Origin of the sequence: Streptomyces mayonensis (assembly GCF_018982965.1) — a bacterium.
Classification (GTDB): Bacteria; Actinomycetota; Actinomycetes; order Streptomycetales; family Streptomycetaceae; genus Streptomyces; species Streptomyces mayonensis.
This window is the reverse complement of the sequence record NZ_JACBYP010000031.1, coordinates 18,475-33,865: the sequence shown is the minus strand read 5'-3', so window position 1 is coordinate 33,865 and position 15,391 is coordinate 18,475. Positions and strand designations below refer to the sequence as shown.

Below are 15,391 nucleotides of genomic sequence, written 5' to 3'. Positions count from 1 at the left end.
GGAAGTCCTGGTCGATCCGGCGGTCAGCAGGCGACCGGCGTCGGATCGGACACCGCTTGCGCCAGGAGGCCCTCGATGTCGGCGGCGCCCAGTCCGTCGAGCATCGGCAGCCCGGCGCCCCACGCCCGTACGCTGCGCCGGGCGACGACGGCGAGCCGGCCGGGTTCCGCGGTGACCCGCCGTCCGACTCCCCAGGAGTCGATCAGCGCCGCGATCCCCGCGGCCGGGTCCTCGGGCAGCGGCGGGGCCGTCCGCCCCTGCCCCGCCGGGTCGGGGGCGTCCGTCCGCAGGCGCCGCCACAGCGCGTCCAGCCTGCGCGCCGAGCCGAGCCGCGTGTCCCCCGCGGCGATGGCTCCCCACAGCGGCGGCAACAGTGCGGCGACCGCTGTCATCTTGCGCAGACCCAGCTCGCTCGACAGCTCGTTGGCGAGGTACCAGCCCTTGCCCGCGTAGGGAGAGCGGTTCAGGACCACCCAGCCCGCGTGGCTGAGGCCGCTGATCTTGGCGATCTCCGTCCGCAGCCGCTCGTCGGCGGCCCGGCCCGCGGCCCGGCGGGCCCGGACCTCGTGGCCGAGCCGTACCGTCCGCTCGGCCAGCGCCTGCGCCAGGGCGTCCTCGGTCGGCTGGTCCCGGTGGTCACCGACGTAGCTGCCGCAGATCCTGAACAGCACCTCCAGGACGCCCTCCGCGACGAGGTCCGCGGGCAGCGTCGCGGTCGCCTCCGGGTCGACCACCGCGGCGTCGGGCCGCAGCGCCCCGCCCATGACCAGCCGCTTGCCCCCCTGGTACTCCAGGCAGGCGACGGCACTCAGCTCCGACCCGGTGCCCAGCGTCGTGGGCACGGCGACCAGGCGGGGCCCGCGGGCCTGCCCGGCCGGCAGCAGGACCAGCCCGCTGCGCTGCGGGACCGTGAGCCGGCCGAGGGCGTCGGGGTCCGTCCGCAGCAGGACCGCCAGTTTGGCCTGGTCGAGCAGCGAACCGCCGCCGACCGCGACCACCAGGTCCGCGTCCTGGATCCGCCGGGCGAGTTCGGTGACGGCGTGCGGCGTACCGGGGCCGGTGACCACGACCGTCCGCGCCTCCCGGCCGCCGCGCTCGATCCGCGCCCGGACCGAGCCCGCGATGCCGGCTTCGGCGACGCCGCCGTCCAGCAGCAGGGCGACGGAGCGTTCCGGGCGGGTGCCCAGCCATTGGGCGAGCCCGTCACCGCCGTACGCCATCACCGTCGGGCAGTGCCAGCCGGGGGTCACGTCGCCGTCCCCACCCTCGCCGGGTCCGCCGAGTACGCCGTGATCCCGGTGCGTACGCAGTCCAGCAGCTCGGTCAGCTCCGCCTCCGTGTAGGTCAGCGCGGGAAGGAGCTGGATGCCGTTGACCCCGGGGTGCACGACGGCACCGGCCTCGCGGACGGCGGCCACCAGGGCGGGCACCTCGGTCTGCGGCAGCGGCGACCCGTCCGCCGCGGTCACCCGGACGGAGCGGAAGCAGCCCTCCCCGGTGGTCCCGGACACCCTGGGGTGCTCGGCGGTCAGACGGTCCAGTTCGGTGTCGAGCCGGGCCGAAAGACGCTGCCCCAGGGCCACCGCGTCCAGCCGCCGCATCTCCTCGACGGTGGCGACGATCGCGGCGCAGGTGACGGGGGTACCCGCCTGGGTCTCGCCGTGGGAGAGCAGCGAACCGGCGTCCGTGAAGGTGTCCGCCACCTGGTGCGAGACCACGACCGCCGCCGCGGCGCTGGTGCCGTTGGTGAGTCCCTTCGAGGTGATCAGCAGGTCCGGCTGCCCGGGCCAGCGGTGCGAGGCGAAGAAGCTGCCGGTCCGGCCGAACCCGGTGGCCACCTCGTCGGCGACGAGCAGGAACCCGTGCTCCGAGCGCAGACGCAGGAGCTCGGCGACGTACTCCTCGGTGAGCGGGACCGCGCCGGAGCCCAGCACCGGCTCGACGACGACGGCGGCGACGTGCGCGCCCTGGCGCTCCAGCAGGGCCCGGATCTCGTCCGGGTCGTTGGGCGCCACGTGCCGCACCAGCCGCTGGTCGACGCCGTAGAGCTGCTGTCCCAGGTTGTCCCCGGTCAGTGCGAAGCCGCCGAAGGTGAGCCCGTGGTAGCTGCCGCTCAGGCCGACGACGACCTTGCGCCGGTCCTGGCCGCGCAGCGCGTGGTAGTGCCGGGCCACCTTCATCACCAGGTCGTTGGCCGCGCCTCCGGAGGTGGAGAACAGCGCCCGCTGGTAGTGGTCCGCGCCGCAGACGTCGATCAGGGCCGCCGCCGCCCGGCGGGCGTAGACGTTCTCGTACCGGAAGACGCTGAGGTACGAGGCCTCGCGCAGGGCCTCGGCCGCCGCCTCGGCGACGGCCCGGTTGCCGTAGCCGAGGTTGGTGTTCCACAGTCCGCTGGAGCCGCACAGCAGCTCGCGGCCGTCGGCGAAACGGATCCGGACGCCCTGGGCCGACACGGCGCACAGTCCGTCGTCGCCGTGCAGCTCCGGGGCGAGCATCGAGGGCCACAGGGCCGGGCCGCGGGCCGTTGCCGTGCCGTTGTCCGTCATGCCGTCACTCCCACTTCCAGCAGTACGTCGCGGTAGCGCCCGGCGCCGGGCAGCGGGTGCCTGGACAGCACGGTCAGGCCGGCGGCCGCGAGTTCGGTCTCCAGGCGGTCGGCGGGCAGCACGCCGACCGTGGTGGTGCAGACCGTGACGGGCCCCTCGTCGCCGACCGTCGCGGGAAAGATGGTGACGGTGCGGGTGTCGGACCCGGCCGGCCAGTGGTCGTGCATCCGGTAGACGCGTCCGCTGACACCGACGGCGTCGATCACGGCCTCCACCTCCACCTCAGCCTCGGCCGCGGTCTCCCCGGCGTCCGGCCCCGGTGCGGGGGACGGCACGATGTCGGCCGTGGAGAGCAGGAACCGGCCGCCGGGGGCGAGATGCTCGCGCACCGCCGCGTAGAGACCGGCCCGGCCCTTCTCGTCGAGCAGGGAGACCGAGGTCGTGCCCAGCACGATCACCTCGAACCGGCGGCCCAGCGCGAAGGAGCTCATGTCGGCCCGCACCGGGACGCAGCGCTCCCGCAGCCCGCCCCGTGCCTGCGCCAACCGCTCGTCGAGCAGCCGCAGCATGCCGTCCGACAGCTCCAGGGCGGTCACCTGCCTGCCGAGGGCCAGCAGGGGCAGCGTCAGCCGGCCGGAGCCGGCGGCGAGTTCGAGGACGGCGCCCGGCGTCCGCCTCACCAGGCCCACCAGTTCGCGGACCTCGTGCGTGTCCGTCACGGAGAAGTCGTGGTAGATCGGTGAGCCGACCTCGTCGTACACATCGTGCAGTTCGGCCCGGTCCCCGAGCGCGGCCAGCAGTTCACCGGCCCGGCCCGGGACGTTCGGGGGTGTCAGCGCGACGGCCACGGTCTCACGTCCCCGCGCCGAGGAGCCCGGAGGACCGCAGCGGCACGCCGACCCCGGCGAAGAAGGCCTCCACCTCGGCCAGGCGGTCCCGGCCGGCGTGTTCGGCGGCTGCGTCGAGGGAACCGCACACCAGCAGCGTCTCCACGAGTGCGCCCGCACCGAGGCCGACCCGGAAGGTCCGTCCCGCCGCGGGAGCGTGCACGTACGCGGCCTCGTCCGTCCACAGCAGCAGCGGCAGACCGGCGTCGTCGGCGTCCGCGGGACGGGACGGACCGGCCGGGGCGGGGGCGAGGCGGCCGCCGAATCCGGAGACCCGCACGCCCTCCAGGCCCCGGGCCCGCAGCTCGCGCACCGCGGCCAGTGCCGCCAGGTACCTGCCCAGCCAGGGTCGTTCGGTGAGCGCTGCCGCGCGGACGTCCTCGGGCACGGCGTCGCCCAGGGCGACCGCGCAGGGGTGTGCGGCCCCGGTGTTGGCCCGGTCCCACGCGTCGGCGACGGAAGCGAAGCCGTCCTCCGGCAGACCCAGCCGGCTGCCCCAGGGAGAGGTGGACAGTTCGCGGCCCTGCCCGACGTACAGCCGGGTCGCGGGACCGTCTCCGGCCGGCCCGGCGCCCAGTGCGGAGACGTCCGCGAGCTGGACGGCGGGGTCGGTCACGAAGGCGGCGAACCCGCCCTCGGTGCGGGCCCGGTCGGCGTCGGCGAGGAAGGCATCAAAGTCCGCCTCCTCGGTGACGCGGACCAGGGTCGCGCCGATCACCGACATGTACGGGGACGTCGCGTAGTCCTGGGTCTGCAGGAAGAAGGAGTCGTCGATGGACAGGTCGCCGCCGGGCTCGCTCAGCGAACCCTGGTATCCGACGACGAAGGGGCCGGGGACGTCCTGGTTCTCCGGGGCCCGGCCCGGAACGAGGACCACCGTGTGCGGGCCGACCAGATCCGATCCGAGCACCTCGGCCAGGTGCCGCGGCTCCTCCAGAACCACCGTCGCGGCACCGGCGTGCCGCCCCTCGGGGCCGCCGGGCCGTGCCCGGCCCACCCCCCAGGACATCAGGTGCCGCCGGGCCGCGGACATACGGTTCCCGTCCACGTCTTCATCCCCCCTTTTTCTTGTTCGACTTCGCCGCGTCCGTTTTCGCCGCGCCTGTTTTCGCTGCGCCGGTTTTCGCTGCGTCCGTCTTCATCGCGCCTGTTTTTGCCGCGCCCGTCTTCACTGCGGCCGTCTTCGTCGCGGCCGTCTTCGTCGCGGCCGTCTTCACTGCGCCGTGACCGATGCCAGGATCTTCTTCAGGTCCTCCATGGCGGCTTTCGGGCCGTGCACGTTGAACACGCCGGTCACGTTCAGGACGATCTCGTCCACGCCGGCCTCGCGGTAGGCCGCGAGTTTCTCGACGATCGTGCCGATGTCACCGTGGACGAAGGCGTCGCCTTCCAGCACTCGTTTCGCCGCCGCCGGCAATTCCTCGCCCGAGATGTCGATCCCGGCCTTCTTCAGCATGTCGACGTAGTGCGGAGCCTGTATGTGAGTGGCATTACTGGCCAGCACCAATTCCGCCGGATCCCGGTCGGGCCTTTCCAGCGCCACCGGAACAATGGCCGTCAGCCGGGGCGTCGGCCTCCCCGCCTTTCCAGCACCCTTCTCCATCGCCGGCCGCACCGTGTCGCGGAGATAGGCGGGAGGCGTCAGCCACGTGACGGCGGCATCGGCGACCTCACCGGCCAGTTCCGCCATTCCCGGCCGCAGCACTCCCAGACCGAGGTCGATGCGCGGCGCCACCGCGGGGACCATGGTGGCGTGGCAGGAGAAGTACTCCCCGTCCACGTCCACGGTGCCGCCCGAGAGCAGGCCTCGGACGATCGTCAGGTACTCGCGCGCGGCCGTCAGCGGGCGGGCGTACGGGGTCCCGAGCAGACTCCGCTGAAACTCCCTGCTTCCCGGGCCGAATCCCGCGACCACCGGCTCGCCCGTGGTCATGGCCAGCGACCTGACCTGGTGAGCCGCCTCGTACGGGTGCCGCAGCGGCATCAGCGTGACACCGGTGCCCGTCGGCACCCGGAAGCCGGCACCGGCCGCGGCGGCGAACCCCTGGAAGGGTTCGACCAGCATCGCCTGGCCCTGCCACAACCGGTGCGCGCCGGTCCATTCGACCAGTGCGGCGTACGGCAGCAGCTGTTCCGGCCTGCGCGGCAGAAACGGCATCAGCACCGAATACGCGGTCATGTGTCACTCCGACATCGAAACACACCCGCGGAAAAGGGTGCGCTGCTTCCCCGACAATGTCACGGCGGCAATACGACCGGAAATCCGTTCCCCACGGCGTCCCCCGGCCCGGCCTGACATCACAAAAGATACGGGCCCGACGCGCTCCGCGCCCCCGTCAGGAGGACAGTCTCTTCCCCGCCCCGGGACGGGGAAGAACAGTCTCTCCCGCGCCGGAGAGCAACGGCTCTCCATCCGCCTTGAACAGGAGGCCGGTGTTCGCCCATACTCCGACACACCGGACCTTGGAAAGGCCATATCCCATGCCGCCACGCATCAGCGTCATATGCCCTACGTACAACCGCGGTAAAGCGATTCTGTCCACGCTGGAATCCGTGCGGGCACAGACGATGCGCGACTGGGAAATGCTGGTGGTGTCCGACGCGAGCGACGACGACACGGACGCGGTGGTCGCGTCACTGGCAGCGCGCGACCGCCGGATACGGCTGCTGCGGACCAGGCGGTTCGGTTCCCAGTCCGGGCCCACGAACATCGCGCTGGGCGAGGCCGAGGGCGAGTTCGTCGCCTACCTCGACCACGACGACCACTGGGAGCCGGACCACCTGCTCCGGCTCCGGCAGGCCCATGACGACGGAGCCCGGTTCGTGGCCACCCGGGCCCGCAAGGCGACCGCGGCCGGCGCGGTGACCGGCACGGCGCACGCCCTTTCCCTGTGCTGGCACCCGGACATCCAGTTGATGAGTCCGCTGTTCGAGAACTCCTGCGCCGGACACGTCGCCGGCCTCGCCGAGCAGGTGGGCGGCTGGCGCGAGTCCCCGGTCGGCCTGGAGGACTGGGACCTGTGGCTGCGCTTCGCCGACGCCGGCGAGCGCTGCACCACCCTCCTGGACCGCACGGTCACACTGCTGGACGATCCCGGTACCAGGACCCACAGCCTTCAGCGGCGCTTCACCCACGAGATCGCCCGGTTCGACGACGCCCTGTCCGCCCGCGCCGCCTACCGCGCGCTGGCCGACGCCCGCCATCAGGAGCGGGAACTCCTCGCCGTCCGGAAGGACTTGCTGAACTGGTACACGACCTTGGCCGAGCGCGGTGAGCTGGTGCTCCCGCACGGCTGGCGGGGCGGTACGGCGGCGCTCGAAGCCGCGGTGGAGTCACAGATCGCCGAGAACGGGACCGTCTGGAAGGGCCTGGCCCTCGTCACCCGTGACACGTACGTCTCGCTGTGCGTACCGCTGTCGACCATGACCGCGGAGCACGCCGATCGCTACACACGGTACTTCCGCACCACGATGCACCATCAGATGGCGTTCCTCGAGGACGTCCTGCCGCACGGGAGCGTGCGACGGTGAGCGTCCCGGTACACCCGGACCGGGCCGGGATCCGGTCCTGGATCGACGAGGCCGGGCGCAGTCTCGGCATCCGCGCGGAACAGGTGCCGCTGAGCGCCCTGGACGGCTGGGAGACCCACCCGGCCGCCGGTGCCATCCGGCACCGCAGCGGCCGCTTCTTCTCCATCGAGGGCCTGGACGTACGGCGGCCGGGGCACCCGGTGTCCCACTGGCAGCAGCCCATCATCAGCCAGCCGGAGATCGGGATGCTGGGCATCCTCGTCAAGCGGTTCGGCGGCGCACCGCACTGTCTGATGCAGCTCAAGCCGGAGCCGGGCAACTGGGGCGGGCTCCAGATCTCCCCGACCGTACAGGCCACCCGCAGCAACTACACAGGGGTGCACAAGGGTGCCGCGGTCCCCTATCTCGACCACTTCCTGAACGCCGCCCGGCACCGGGTCGTCACCGACGTGCACCAGTCCGAGCACGGCTCGTGGTTCCTGCGCAAACGCAACCGCAACATGGTCGTCGAGGTCACCGAGGACGTCGAGGCGGTGCCCGGCTTCCGCTGGCTGCCCCTGGCCGAGCTGCGGCAACTGCTGCACGTGGACGACCTGGTGAACATGGACACCCGCTCCGTGCTCTCCTGCCTGCCCCAGAGGGCGCCGGACGACCCTTCCGCGTACCCGTCCGCGTACCCGTGCGCCGGTGTCCTGGCCTGGATGGCCCGGGGGCGGGCCCGCGCCGGGATGACCGTCGAGCGGCGACCGCTCGGCCGTCTGGAGGGCTGGCGGCGCGACACCGAGCGGATCTCGCACGAGTCCGGCCGGTTCTTCGACGTCATCGGCGTACGGGTGCAGGCCGTCGGCCGCGAGGTCGACCGCTGGGACCAGCCGATGATCGCGCCTCGCGGGGTGGGCGTCGTGGCGTTCCTGACGACGCGTGTCGACGGTGTGCCGCACGTACTGGCGCAGTTGCGGGCCGAGCCCGGCTGCGCGGACACGGCCGAGCTGGCGCCCACCGTGCAGTGCACACCCGGCAACTACGACTTTCTGCCGACCGCCGCCCGCCCGCCCTTCCTCGACGACGTGCTGGGAGCCGACCCCCGGTCCATCAGGTTCGACACGGTCCTCTCGGACGAGGGGGGCCGATTCCACCACTCCCGCAGCCGTCACCTCGTCGTCGAGCTGGACGAGCGGGCCGAGCGGCCCGAGCGGCCCGGTTTCCGCTGGCTGCCCCTCGGTCAGCTCCACGCACTGCTGCTCCGCGGAGGCCGCGTGAACATGCAGACGCGCAGTCTGCTCGCCTGCCTGTCCGCCCTGGCCCGGCCGACGGACACCACGGCGTGGTGAGCCGTCCCCTGATCACCGTGCTCGGCGCCTCGGGTTTCATCGGCTCCCGCGTCGTCGCGGAACTCGCCCGGCGCCCCGTCCGGCTGCGTACGGTCGCCCGCCGCCCCACCGTCCCGGCCGTGACCGGGCGCCCCGCGGCGGACGTCGAGATCCGCACCGCCGACCTCTCGCGGCCCGGCCGCGTCGCCGAGGCGGTGGCCGGCTCCGACGCCGTGATCCATCTCGTGGCGCACCTCAACGGTGCCGGGACGTGGCGGGCGGCCGACGGCGACACCGCGGCGGAACGGCTCAACTCCGGCCTGGTGCAGGAACTCGCCGACGCCCTGCGGCCGGCGGTGGGCGCGGACCGGACACCGGCCGTGGTGCTCTTCGCGAGCACCGCGACCGCGACCACTCCTGTGGGCCCCGGGGCCGGGGCAAGGTCCGGGTCCGGGGCTGAGGCCGGAGCCGGAGCCGTCCCCGGAGCGAGGTCCAGGTACGAGGCCGGAACCGTACCCGTACCCGGACCCGGACCCAGGCCCGAGGCGGGACCCGTACCCGTACCCGGACCCGGGTCCGAGGCAGGGGCCGTACCCGGGCCCGCGGCCGCCGTTCCCGCCCCCGCCTACGAGCGGCACAAACTCGCCGCCGAGCAGGTGCTCGCCGACGCCACCGCCGCGGGTGCGCTGTGCGGGGTGTCCCTGCGGCTGCCCACCGTGTTCGGCCCCGCCCCGGCACCCGCGGCGGACCGCGGCGTCGTCTCGGCCATGGCCAGGCGGGCGCTGGACGGCGCGCCGATCACGATGTGGCACGACGGCACGGTGCGGCGCGACCTGCTGTACGTCCAGGACGCCGCCACGGCGTTCACCGCCGCCCTCGACCACGCCCCGGCGCTCGCCGGACGCCACTGGTCCGTCGGCAGCGGCCGCGGCACACCGCTGGGCGACGTCTTCCGCGCCCTCGCGGCCACCGTGGCGAGCCGCACCGGAAGACCGCCCGTGCCCGTGCGCCAGGTCGAACCTCCCCCGTTCGCCTCGGCCGCCGACTTCCGGGACGTCGGTGTCGACCCCGAGCCGTTCCGCTCCGTGACGGGCTGGGCCCCTCGGGTCCCCCTGCACGAGGCCGTGGACCGCACCGTCGCCGCGCTCGCCGGCACCCATGGAAAGGACCTTCTGTGACCATCCACGTCTGGGACTACCTCCGGGAGTACGACACCGAACGCGCGGACATCCTCGACGCGGTCGAGACCGTCTTCGGCTCCGGCCGACTCGTGCTCGGTGAGAGCGTGGCCGGCTTCGAGCGAGAGTTCGCCGACTACCACGGTGCCGGGCACTGCGTGGGCCTGGACAACGGCACCAACGCGGTCAGGCTCGCCCTCCAGGCCCTCGGCGTCGGACCGGGGGACGAGGTGATCACCGTCTCGAACACGGCCGCACCCACCGTCGTGGCCATCGACGCGGTCGGTGCCACCCCGGTCTTCGTCGACGTGCGCGAGGAGGACTTCCTCATGGACACCGGCCAGGTCGAGGCGGCGATCACCGACCGCACGCGCTGTCTGCTCCCGGTCCACCTCTACGGACAGTGCGCCGACATGGACACGCTCGGGGACATCGCCGCGCGGCACGGCCTGGCGGTCCTCGAGGACTGCGCCCAGGCGCACGGCGCCCGCCGGAACGGCCGGAGCGCCGGCACATTCGGCGACGCGGCCGCGTTCTCCTTCTACCCGACGAAGGTGCTCGGCGCCTACGGCGACGGCGGCGCGACGATCACGTCCGACGACGAAGTGGCCCGCCGGCTGCGCCGACTGCGGTACTACGGCATGGAGGAGCGGTACTACGTCGTCGAGACCCCGGGCCACAACAGCCGGCTCGACGAGGTGCAGGCCGAGATCCTGCGCCGCAAGCTCGGCCGCCTCGACTCCTACACCGAGGCCCGCCGCGCCGTCGCCCGGCGCTATGCCGAGGGCCTCGCCGGCACCGGTCTGCTCCTCCCCCGCGTCACCCCGGGCAACGACCACGTGTACTACCTCTACGTGGTCCGCCACCCCCGGCGGGACGCCGTCCTCGAGGCGCTGAAGTCCCGCGGCATCGTCCTCAACATCAGCTATCCGTGGCCCGTGCACACCATGTCCGGCTTCGCCCGCCTCGGCCTCTCCCGCGGAGCGCTCCCGGTCACCGAGGCCCTCGCGGACGAGGTCTTCTCGCTGCCGATGTACCCCTCGCTGCCGCCCGAGACGCAGGACACGGTGATCGCCGCCCTGCGCGACGTACTGGAGGAACTGTCGTGAAGGCCCGGCCTCTCTCCGTGCTCGGCGCGGTGGAGTTCAGCCCCGCGTCGTACCCCGACGACCGGGGCCTGTTCGTGTCCACCTTCACGGAGGACGACTTCACCGAAGCGGCCGGCGGGCCGCTCTTCCCGGTGCGGCAGGCGTCCGTGAGCGTCTCCCGCCGCGGAGTCGTACGGGGCGTGCACTTCACCGCCGTGTCGCCGGGCACGGAGAAGTACGTCCACTGTCCGCGCGGCACGGCCCTCGACATCGTGGTGGACCTGCGCGTCGGCTCACCGACCTTCGGCACCTGGGACTCGGTCGTACTGGACGCGCGGGACTTCCGCGCGGTGTACCTCCCCGCCGGCCTCGGACACGCCTTCGTGGCCCTGGAGGACGACACGGTCATGTCGTACCTGCTGTCCGCCGGCTACGTCGCCGCGCACGAACTCGCCGTGTCCGTACTGGACCCCGAGCTGGGCCTGCCCCTCCCGCACGACATCACCCCGGTCCTGTCCGAACGGGACCGGCAGGCCGTCACCCTCGCGGAAGCCGCCGCCCGGGACATGCTGCCGCGCTTCAACCACTCCCAGGAGAACCGATGAGCAACTGCCGCGTCTGCGCGGGCCCCCTGACCGAGTTCCTCGACCTGGGAAGACAGCCCAACTCCGACGCCTTCCCGCGCCCGGACGAGACCGACGGCGAGTTCTTCTTCCGGCTCGCGGTGGGCAGGTGCGGCACCTGCACGACGGTGCAGCTGATGGAGGAGGTCCCGCGCGAGCGGATGTTCCACCGGGACTACCCGTACCACTCCTCGGGGTCCTCGGTGATGCGCGAGCACTTCGAGAACACGGCGCACCGGTTGCTCGCCACCGAGGCGACGGGACCCGACCCGTTCGTCGTCGAGATCGGCTGCAACGACGGCGTGATGCTGGCGACCGTCGGCGAGGCCGGGGTGCGCCACCTGGGAGTCGACCCCTCGCAAGGCGTCGCCGACGAGGCGCGGTCCAAGGGCGTACGGGTCCGCACAGCCTTCTTCGAGGAGGCGACGGCACGCGACATCGCCGCTGCCGAGGGCCGGGCGGACGTCGTCTACGCAGCCAACACCCTGTGCCACATCCCGTACCTGGACTCTGTCTTCCGCGGGCTGGACGCCCTGCTGAAGCCGGACGGGGTGCTCGTCTTCGAGGACCCCTACCTGGGCGACATCGTCGAGCGCACCTCGTTCGACCAGATCTACGACGAGCACTTCTACTTCTTCACCGCCCGCTCGGTGCGGAACACGGCCCGGCGCCACGGCTTCGAGCTGGTGGACGTCCTGCGGCTGCCGGTGCACGGCGGCGAGGTCCGCTACACCCTCGCACGCCTGGGCGCCCGAGTGCCGAAGCCGGCCGTGGCCGAACTGCTGGCCGAGGAGGAGAGCCGCGCCCTCGCCGCTCCGGCGACGCTGGAACGCTTCGCGGCCGACGTCCGGCGCACCCGGGACGAGCTGGTCACCCTCCTCACAGGGCTGCGCGCACAGGGCCGCAGGGTCGTCGCCTACGGAGCCACCGCCAAGAGCGCCACCGTCGCCAACTACTGCGGCATCGGCCCGGAACTGGTCTCCTCCGTCCACGACACGACCCCCGCCAAACAGGGCCGCCTCACCCCCGGTTCCCACATCCCGGTACACCCCCCGGAAGCCTTCGCGGACCCCTACCCCGACTACGCGCTGCTCTTCGCCTGGAACCACGCGGAGGAGATCATGTCCAAGGAACAGGAGTTCCGCGCGAGCGGCGGCAAGTGGATCCTCTACACCCCGACGGTCCACGTCCTCTGAGAGCCCGCCCTCACCTGCGCTTCCACGGTGGCCCGGACGGCATTCCTGCCATCCGAGCCACCGGACTCGCCGCTCACCAGACAGCAGAAACCCCAGGTCAACAAAAGCCCGACCCGGGGTCCCCAAACTGAGCCGCCTTCGGGATTCGAAATGGTATCGCCAGCGCGGATCGAACTCATCCCTCGCCCAGCGGGCTGGTGGCCCGCTCTCTGTCAGGCCCCTGCGGCTGGGGGCCACTGAACGGGAGCGCAGCCGCTACCCGAGAGCTGCGGGCTGTCGGTCGGGGTGCTCACCCGAATGAGCAGGCCATCCGGCCGGCCCGGCTTCACACCCCGAATTACTACCACTGGTAGGGTCGGCACCATGAGCGGTAGCAAGAAGTACTCGATCAGCCTCCCCGAAGACCTCGCTGAGGCCGCACGTACCCATGTAGGTCCAGGCGGCTTCTCCGCCTACGTGGCCGAGGCCCTCGAGCAGCGTGTGGCCATGGACAAGCTTCGTGAGATCATCGCCGACTTCGAGACCGACAACGACCCGCTGCCCCGGGAAGAGATCGAAGCGGCGCGCGCCGTACTGCGTCATGATCAGCGCGACTCGAGCGGTGCCGCAGCCTGATGCCCGGCACGCTCCTCCTCGACAGCGAGGGCCTGTCCAAGCTCTACCTCAAGGACCGCACCGTCCTGGCTCTCGTCCAAGCAGCCGCGGAAGAAGGCATCCGAGTGGCCACGACCGCCATGACCACGCTCGAGGCGGACTACGATCGCATCCACCCCGCCCGCATCCGGTGGGTACTCTCCCGGATCGACGTCCACGACGTCACCAAGAGCGTCACCGGCCAAGCAGCAACATTGTTGCGCGACCACCACCTCAGCGGCCACAAGTACGCCATCGACGCCGTCCTCGCGGCCATTGCACGCTCGGCGCCAAGACCAGTCACCGTCCTCACCTCCGATCCTGAGGACATCAGTCTGCTCTGTGGCCCCGCCGTCGAGGTCATCAAAGCCTGACGCGTGCAGACCGCGGGCACACCCGCTCACGCATGACGCTGTGCAAGCCCCCGACCACACTCGGCAATCAGCCAACGGAACGCAAAAAGCCCAGGTCATAAGCCATGAGACCTGGGCTTCTCAGAGCCGCCTTCGGGATTCGAACCCGAGACCTACGCATTACGAGTGCGTTGCTCTGGCCATCTGAGCTAAGGCGGCGCGCCGTGCACCCAAAGGGTGCGATCAGCAACGTCGGTAAGTCTACACAGTTTCCCGGGGTGCTTCGCACCCGCCCCGGGGCGGCCGGAGCCGGGGCGGGTGGGGTCGGTGGGGCGGGTGAGACCGGAGGGCTACGAGCAGCGCTTGCCGTCCTGCGGGGCCTTGCCCGTCAGGAGGTACGTGTTGATCGCCGAGTCGATGCAGGTGCTGCCGCGGCCGTAGGCGGTGTGGCCGTCGCCCTCGTAGGTGAGGAGGCGGCCGGAGGAGAGCTGGTCGGCCAGGGCCTCGGCCCAGCGGTAGGGGGTGGCCGGGTCGCGGGTGGTGCCGACCACGACGATCGGCGTGGCACCGGCGGCCTTGATGCGGTGCGGCTCCCCCGTGGGCTGCACGGGCCAGTACGTGCAGTTCAGGGAGGCCCAGGCGAGGCCCTCGCCGAAGACCGGGGAGGCCTTCTGGAACTCCGGGAGGGCCTCGCGGACCTGGTCCGGGGAGGAGAACGCGGCGGGGAGGTCGAGGCAGTTCACGGCGGCGTTGGCGAACATGAGGTTGCTGTAGCTGCCGTCGGCCTCGCGCTCGTAGTAGCTGTCGGACAGGACCAGCAGGCCGGCGCCGTCCTTCTTCTTCGTCGCCGCGGTCAGCGCCTCGCGCAGCTGCTGCCAGGCGGCCTCGTCGTACATGGCCGCGATCACGCCGGTGGTGGCCAGGGACTCGGTGAGCTTGCGGCCGTCCGCGTCGCCGGCGGGGAGGGGCTTGGCGTCCAGGTCGTCGAAGAAGGAGGTGAGGTTCTTGCCCGCCTGGTCGGCGGTCGTGCCCTTGCCGCCGAGGGGGCAGTCGGAGCGCTGCACGCAGTCCTTCGCGAAGGACTGGAACGCCGTTTCGAAGCCCTGTGTCTGCTCCAGGTTCAGGCGGCGCGCGGGCAGGGACGGGTCCATCGCGCCGTCCAGGACCAGGCGGCCGGCCCGCTCCGGGAAGAGACCGGCGTAGGTCGCGCCCAGGAAGGTGCCGTACGACGCGCCCACGTAGTTCAGTTTCTCGTCGCCGAGCACCGCGCGGAGGACGTCCATGTCCCGGGCGGCCTCGACCGTCGAGACGTGGCGCAGCAGCTTCGGCGCGTCCGTGCCGCAGCCCTCGGCGAAGCCCTTGTAGGCGTCCACCAGCTCGTCCGTCTCGCCCTCGTCGTCGGGCGTGACGTCGGTCTGCGTGAACGCGTCCATCTCGCGCCCGTCGAGGCACTCGACCGGCTCGCTGCGGGCCACGCCCCGGGGGTCCACGGCGACCATGTCGTACTGGGCGCGGACCTTCTCCGGGTAGCCGATGCCCGCGTACTGCTGGAGGTAGCCGATCGCCGAGCCGCCGGGCCCTCCCGGGTTGACCAGCAGCGAGCCGAGTCGCTTCCCCGGGCCGGTGGCCTTCTTGCGGGCCACCGCGAGCCGGACGTCGCCGTCGGCGGGCTTCGCGTAGTCCAGGGGGGCCTTCATGGTGGCGCACTGGAAGCCGGGGACTCCGCAGTCGCGCCAGGCGAGCTTCTGCTCGTAGTAGAGCGACAGCTTGTCGGGGGTCGCCTTCGGCAGCGGGGTCAGGGACGCCGTCGCCGCCTCGGTGGAGCCGGCCGCCTCCGCCTGGGAACCGGCGGACGTCGACGCCCCCGAGGCCGAGCAGGCGGTGGCGAGCAGCGCGGCGGCGACGAGGGTGGCTCGGACACGGATGCCGCCGGTGCGGGTCCTGCGGTGAGTGCGCCTTGTGTGCATTCAGCGAGCGTAACTCTCCGCGACCTTGCAACTGCTATGCGTGTCGGGGTTGGCTCGTTCGTGTTACGGCGTCAAGCGGG

At 72.2% G+C, this 15,391-nt stretch carries 15 protein-coding genes and 1 tRNA gene; 9 read left to right on the top strand and 7 right to left on the bottom strand.

The window, feature by feature from the left end; translation table 11 throughout:
- Positions 1-23: 23 nt before the first annotated feature.
- From mpaC to mpaB, 4 genes are read right to left on the bottom strand one after another with little or no spacing between them, the layout of a single operon-like run.
- Complete coding sequence (gene mpaC / locus HZS56_RS14600) at positions 24-1,250, bottom strand: daptide-type RiPP biosynthesis dehydogenase (protein WP_216721149.1); 1,227 nt, start codon at positions 1,248-1,250, stop codon at positions 24-26.
- Positions 1,247-2,545: a daptide-type RiPP biosynthesis aminotransferase gene (gene mpaD / locus HZS56_RS14595; protein ID WP_216721148.1), complete on the bottom strand. Its 1,299-nt coding sequence runs from the start codon at positions 2,543-2,545 to the stop codon at positions 1,247-1,249. The genes mpaC and mpaD overlap by 4 nt, the downstream gene beginning before the upstream one ends.
- On the bottom strand, positions 2,542-3,393 hold the full coding sequence (gene mpaM / locus HZS56_RS14590) for a daptide-type RiPP biosynthesis methyltransferase (RefSeq protein ID WP_308408078.1): 852 nt from the start codon (positions 3,391-3,393) through the stop codon (positions 2,542-2,544). The genes mpaD and mpaM overlap by 4 nt, the downstream gene beginning before the upstream one ends.
- Before the next feature lie 4 nt (positions 3,394-3,397).
- Positions 3,398-4,480: a daptide biosynthesis RiPP recognition protein gene (gene mpaB, locus HZS56_RS14585; protein ID WP_216721147.1), complete on the bottom strand. Its 1,083-nt coding sequence runs from the start codon at positions 4,478-4,480 to the stop codon at positions 3,398-3,400.
- Between the two features lie 20 nt (positions 4,481-4,500).
- On the opposite strand from mpaB, the gene HZS56_RS14580 reads away from it, so the two are divergent.
- Positions 4,501-4,659 carry a hypothetical protein gene (locus HZS56_RS14580; RefSeq protein WP_216721146.1) on the top strand — a complete coding sequence of 53 codons (159 nt, stop codon included), beginning with the start codon at positions 4,501-4,503 and terminating at the stop codon, positions 4,657-4,659.
- On the opposite strand, the gene HZS56_RS14575 is transcribed toward HZS56_RS14580, so the two are convergent.
- Positions 4,646-5,611 carry an LLM class flavin-dependent oxidoreductase gene (locus HZS56_RS14575; RefSeq protein WP_216721145.1) on the bottom strand — a complete coding sequence of 322 codons (966 nt, stop codon included), beginning with the start codon at positions 5,609-5,611 and terminating at the stop codon, positions 4,646-4,648. The genes HZS56_RS14580 and HZS56_RS14575 overlap by 14 nt on opposite strands.
- A gap of 56 nt (positions 5,612-5,667) precedes the next feature.
- Between HZS56_RS14575 and HZS56_RS14570 the strand changes: the two genes are divergently transcribed.
- From HZS56_RS14570 to HZS56_RS14535, 8 genes are all read left to right on the top strand, one after another.
- Positions 5,668-6,963: a glycosyltransferase gene (locus HZS56_RS14570; RefSeq protein WP_308408077.1), complete on the top strand. Its 1,296-nt coding sequence runs from the start codon at positions 5,668-5,670 to the stop codon at positions 6,961-6,963.
- Positions 6,960-8,294 carry an NDP-hexose 2,3-dehydratase family protein gene (locus tag HZS56_RS38895; RefSeq protein ID WP_216721143.1) on the top strand — a complete coding sequence of 445 codons (1,335 nt, stop codon included), beginning with the start codon at positions 6,960-6,962 and terminating at the stop codon, positions 8,292-8,294. Before HZS56_RS14570 ends, HZS56_RS38895 begins: the two co-directional genes overlap by 4 nt.
- A complete protein-coding gene (locus HZS56_RS14560; protein ID WP_216721142.1) occupies positions 8,291-9,451 on the top strand; it encodes an NAD-dependent epimerase/dehydratase family protein in 1,161 nt (386 codons plus the stop codon). The genes HZS56_RS38895 and HZS56_RS14560 overlap by 4 nt, the downstream gene beginning before the upstream one ends.
- Entirely contained in the window at positions 9,448-10,560 is a 1,113-nt protein-coding gene (locus HZS56_RS14555; RefSeq protein ID WP_216721141.1) for a DegT/DnrJ/EryC1/StrS family aminotransferase, read from the top strand. The genes HZS56_RS14560 and HZS56_RS14555 overlap by 4 nt, the downstream gene beginning before the upstream one ends.
- Positions 10,557-11,144 carry a dTDP-4-dehydrorhamnose 3,5-epimerase family protein gene (locus HZS56_RS14550; protein WP_216721140.1) on the top strand — a complete coding sequence of 196 codons (588 nt, stop codon included), beginning with the start codon at positions 10,557-10,559 and terminating at the stop codon, positions 11,142-11,144. Before HZS56_RS14555 ends, HZS56_RS14550 begins: the two co-directional genes overlap by 4 nt.
- Entirely contained in the window at positions 11,141-12,358 is a 1,218-nt protein-coding gene (locus HZS56_RS14545; protein WP_216721139.1) for a class I SAM-dependent methyltransferase, read from the top strand. The genes HZS56_RS14550 and HZS56_RS14545 overlap by 4 nt, the downstream gene beginning before the upstream one ends.
- 363 nt (positions 12,359-12,721) lie before the next feature.
- Positions 12,722-12,973, top strand: coding sequence for a hypothetical protein (locus HZS56_RS14540; protein ID WP_216721138.1), 252 nt, complete (start codon positions 12,722-12,724; stop codon positions 12,971-12,973).
- Positions 12,973-13,365 (top strand): type II toxin-antitoxin system VapC family toxin, encoded by a 393-nt coding sequence (locus HZS56_RS14535; protein ID WP_216721137.1) that lies wholly within the window; start codon positions 12,973-12,975, stop codon positions 13,363-13,365. Before HZS56_RS14540 ends, HZS56_RS14535 begins: the two co-directional genes overlap by 1 nt.
- A 124-nt stretch (positions 13,366-13,489) precedes the next feature.
- Here HZS56_RS14535 and HZS56_RS14530 read toward each other — a convergent pair.
- Both HZS56_RS14530 and HZS56_RS14525 read right to left on the bottom strand, forming a co-directional pair.
- Positions 13,490-13,563 (bottom strand) — tRNA-Thr (locus HZS56_RS14530).
- Positions 13,564-13,694: 131 nt separating this feature from the next.
- Entirely contained in the window at positions 13,695-15,311 is a 1,617-nt protein-coding gene (locus HZS56_RS14525; RefSeq protein WP_216721136.1) for an alpha/beta hydrolase, read from the bottom strand.
- Positions 15,312-15,391: the final 80 nt, after the last annotated feature.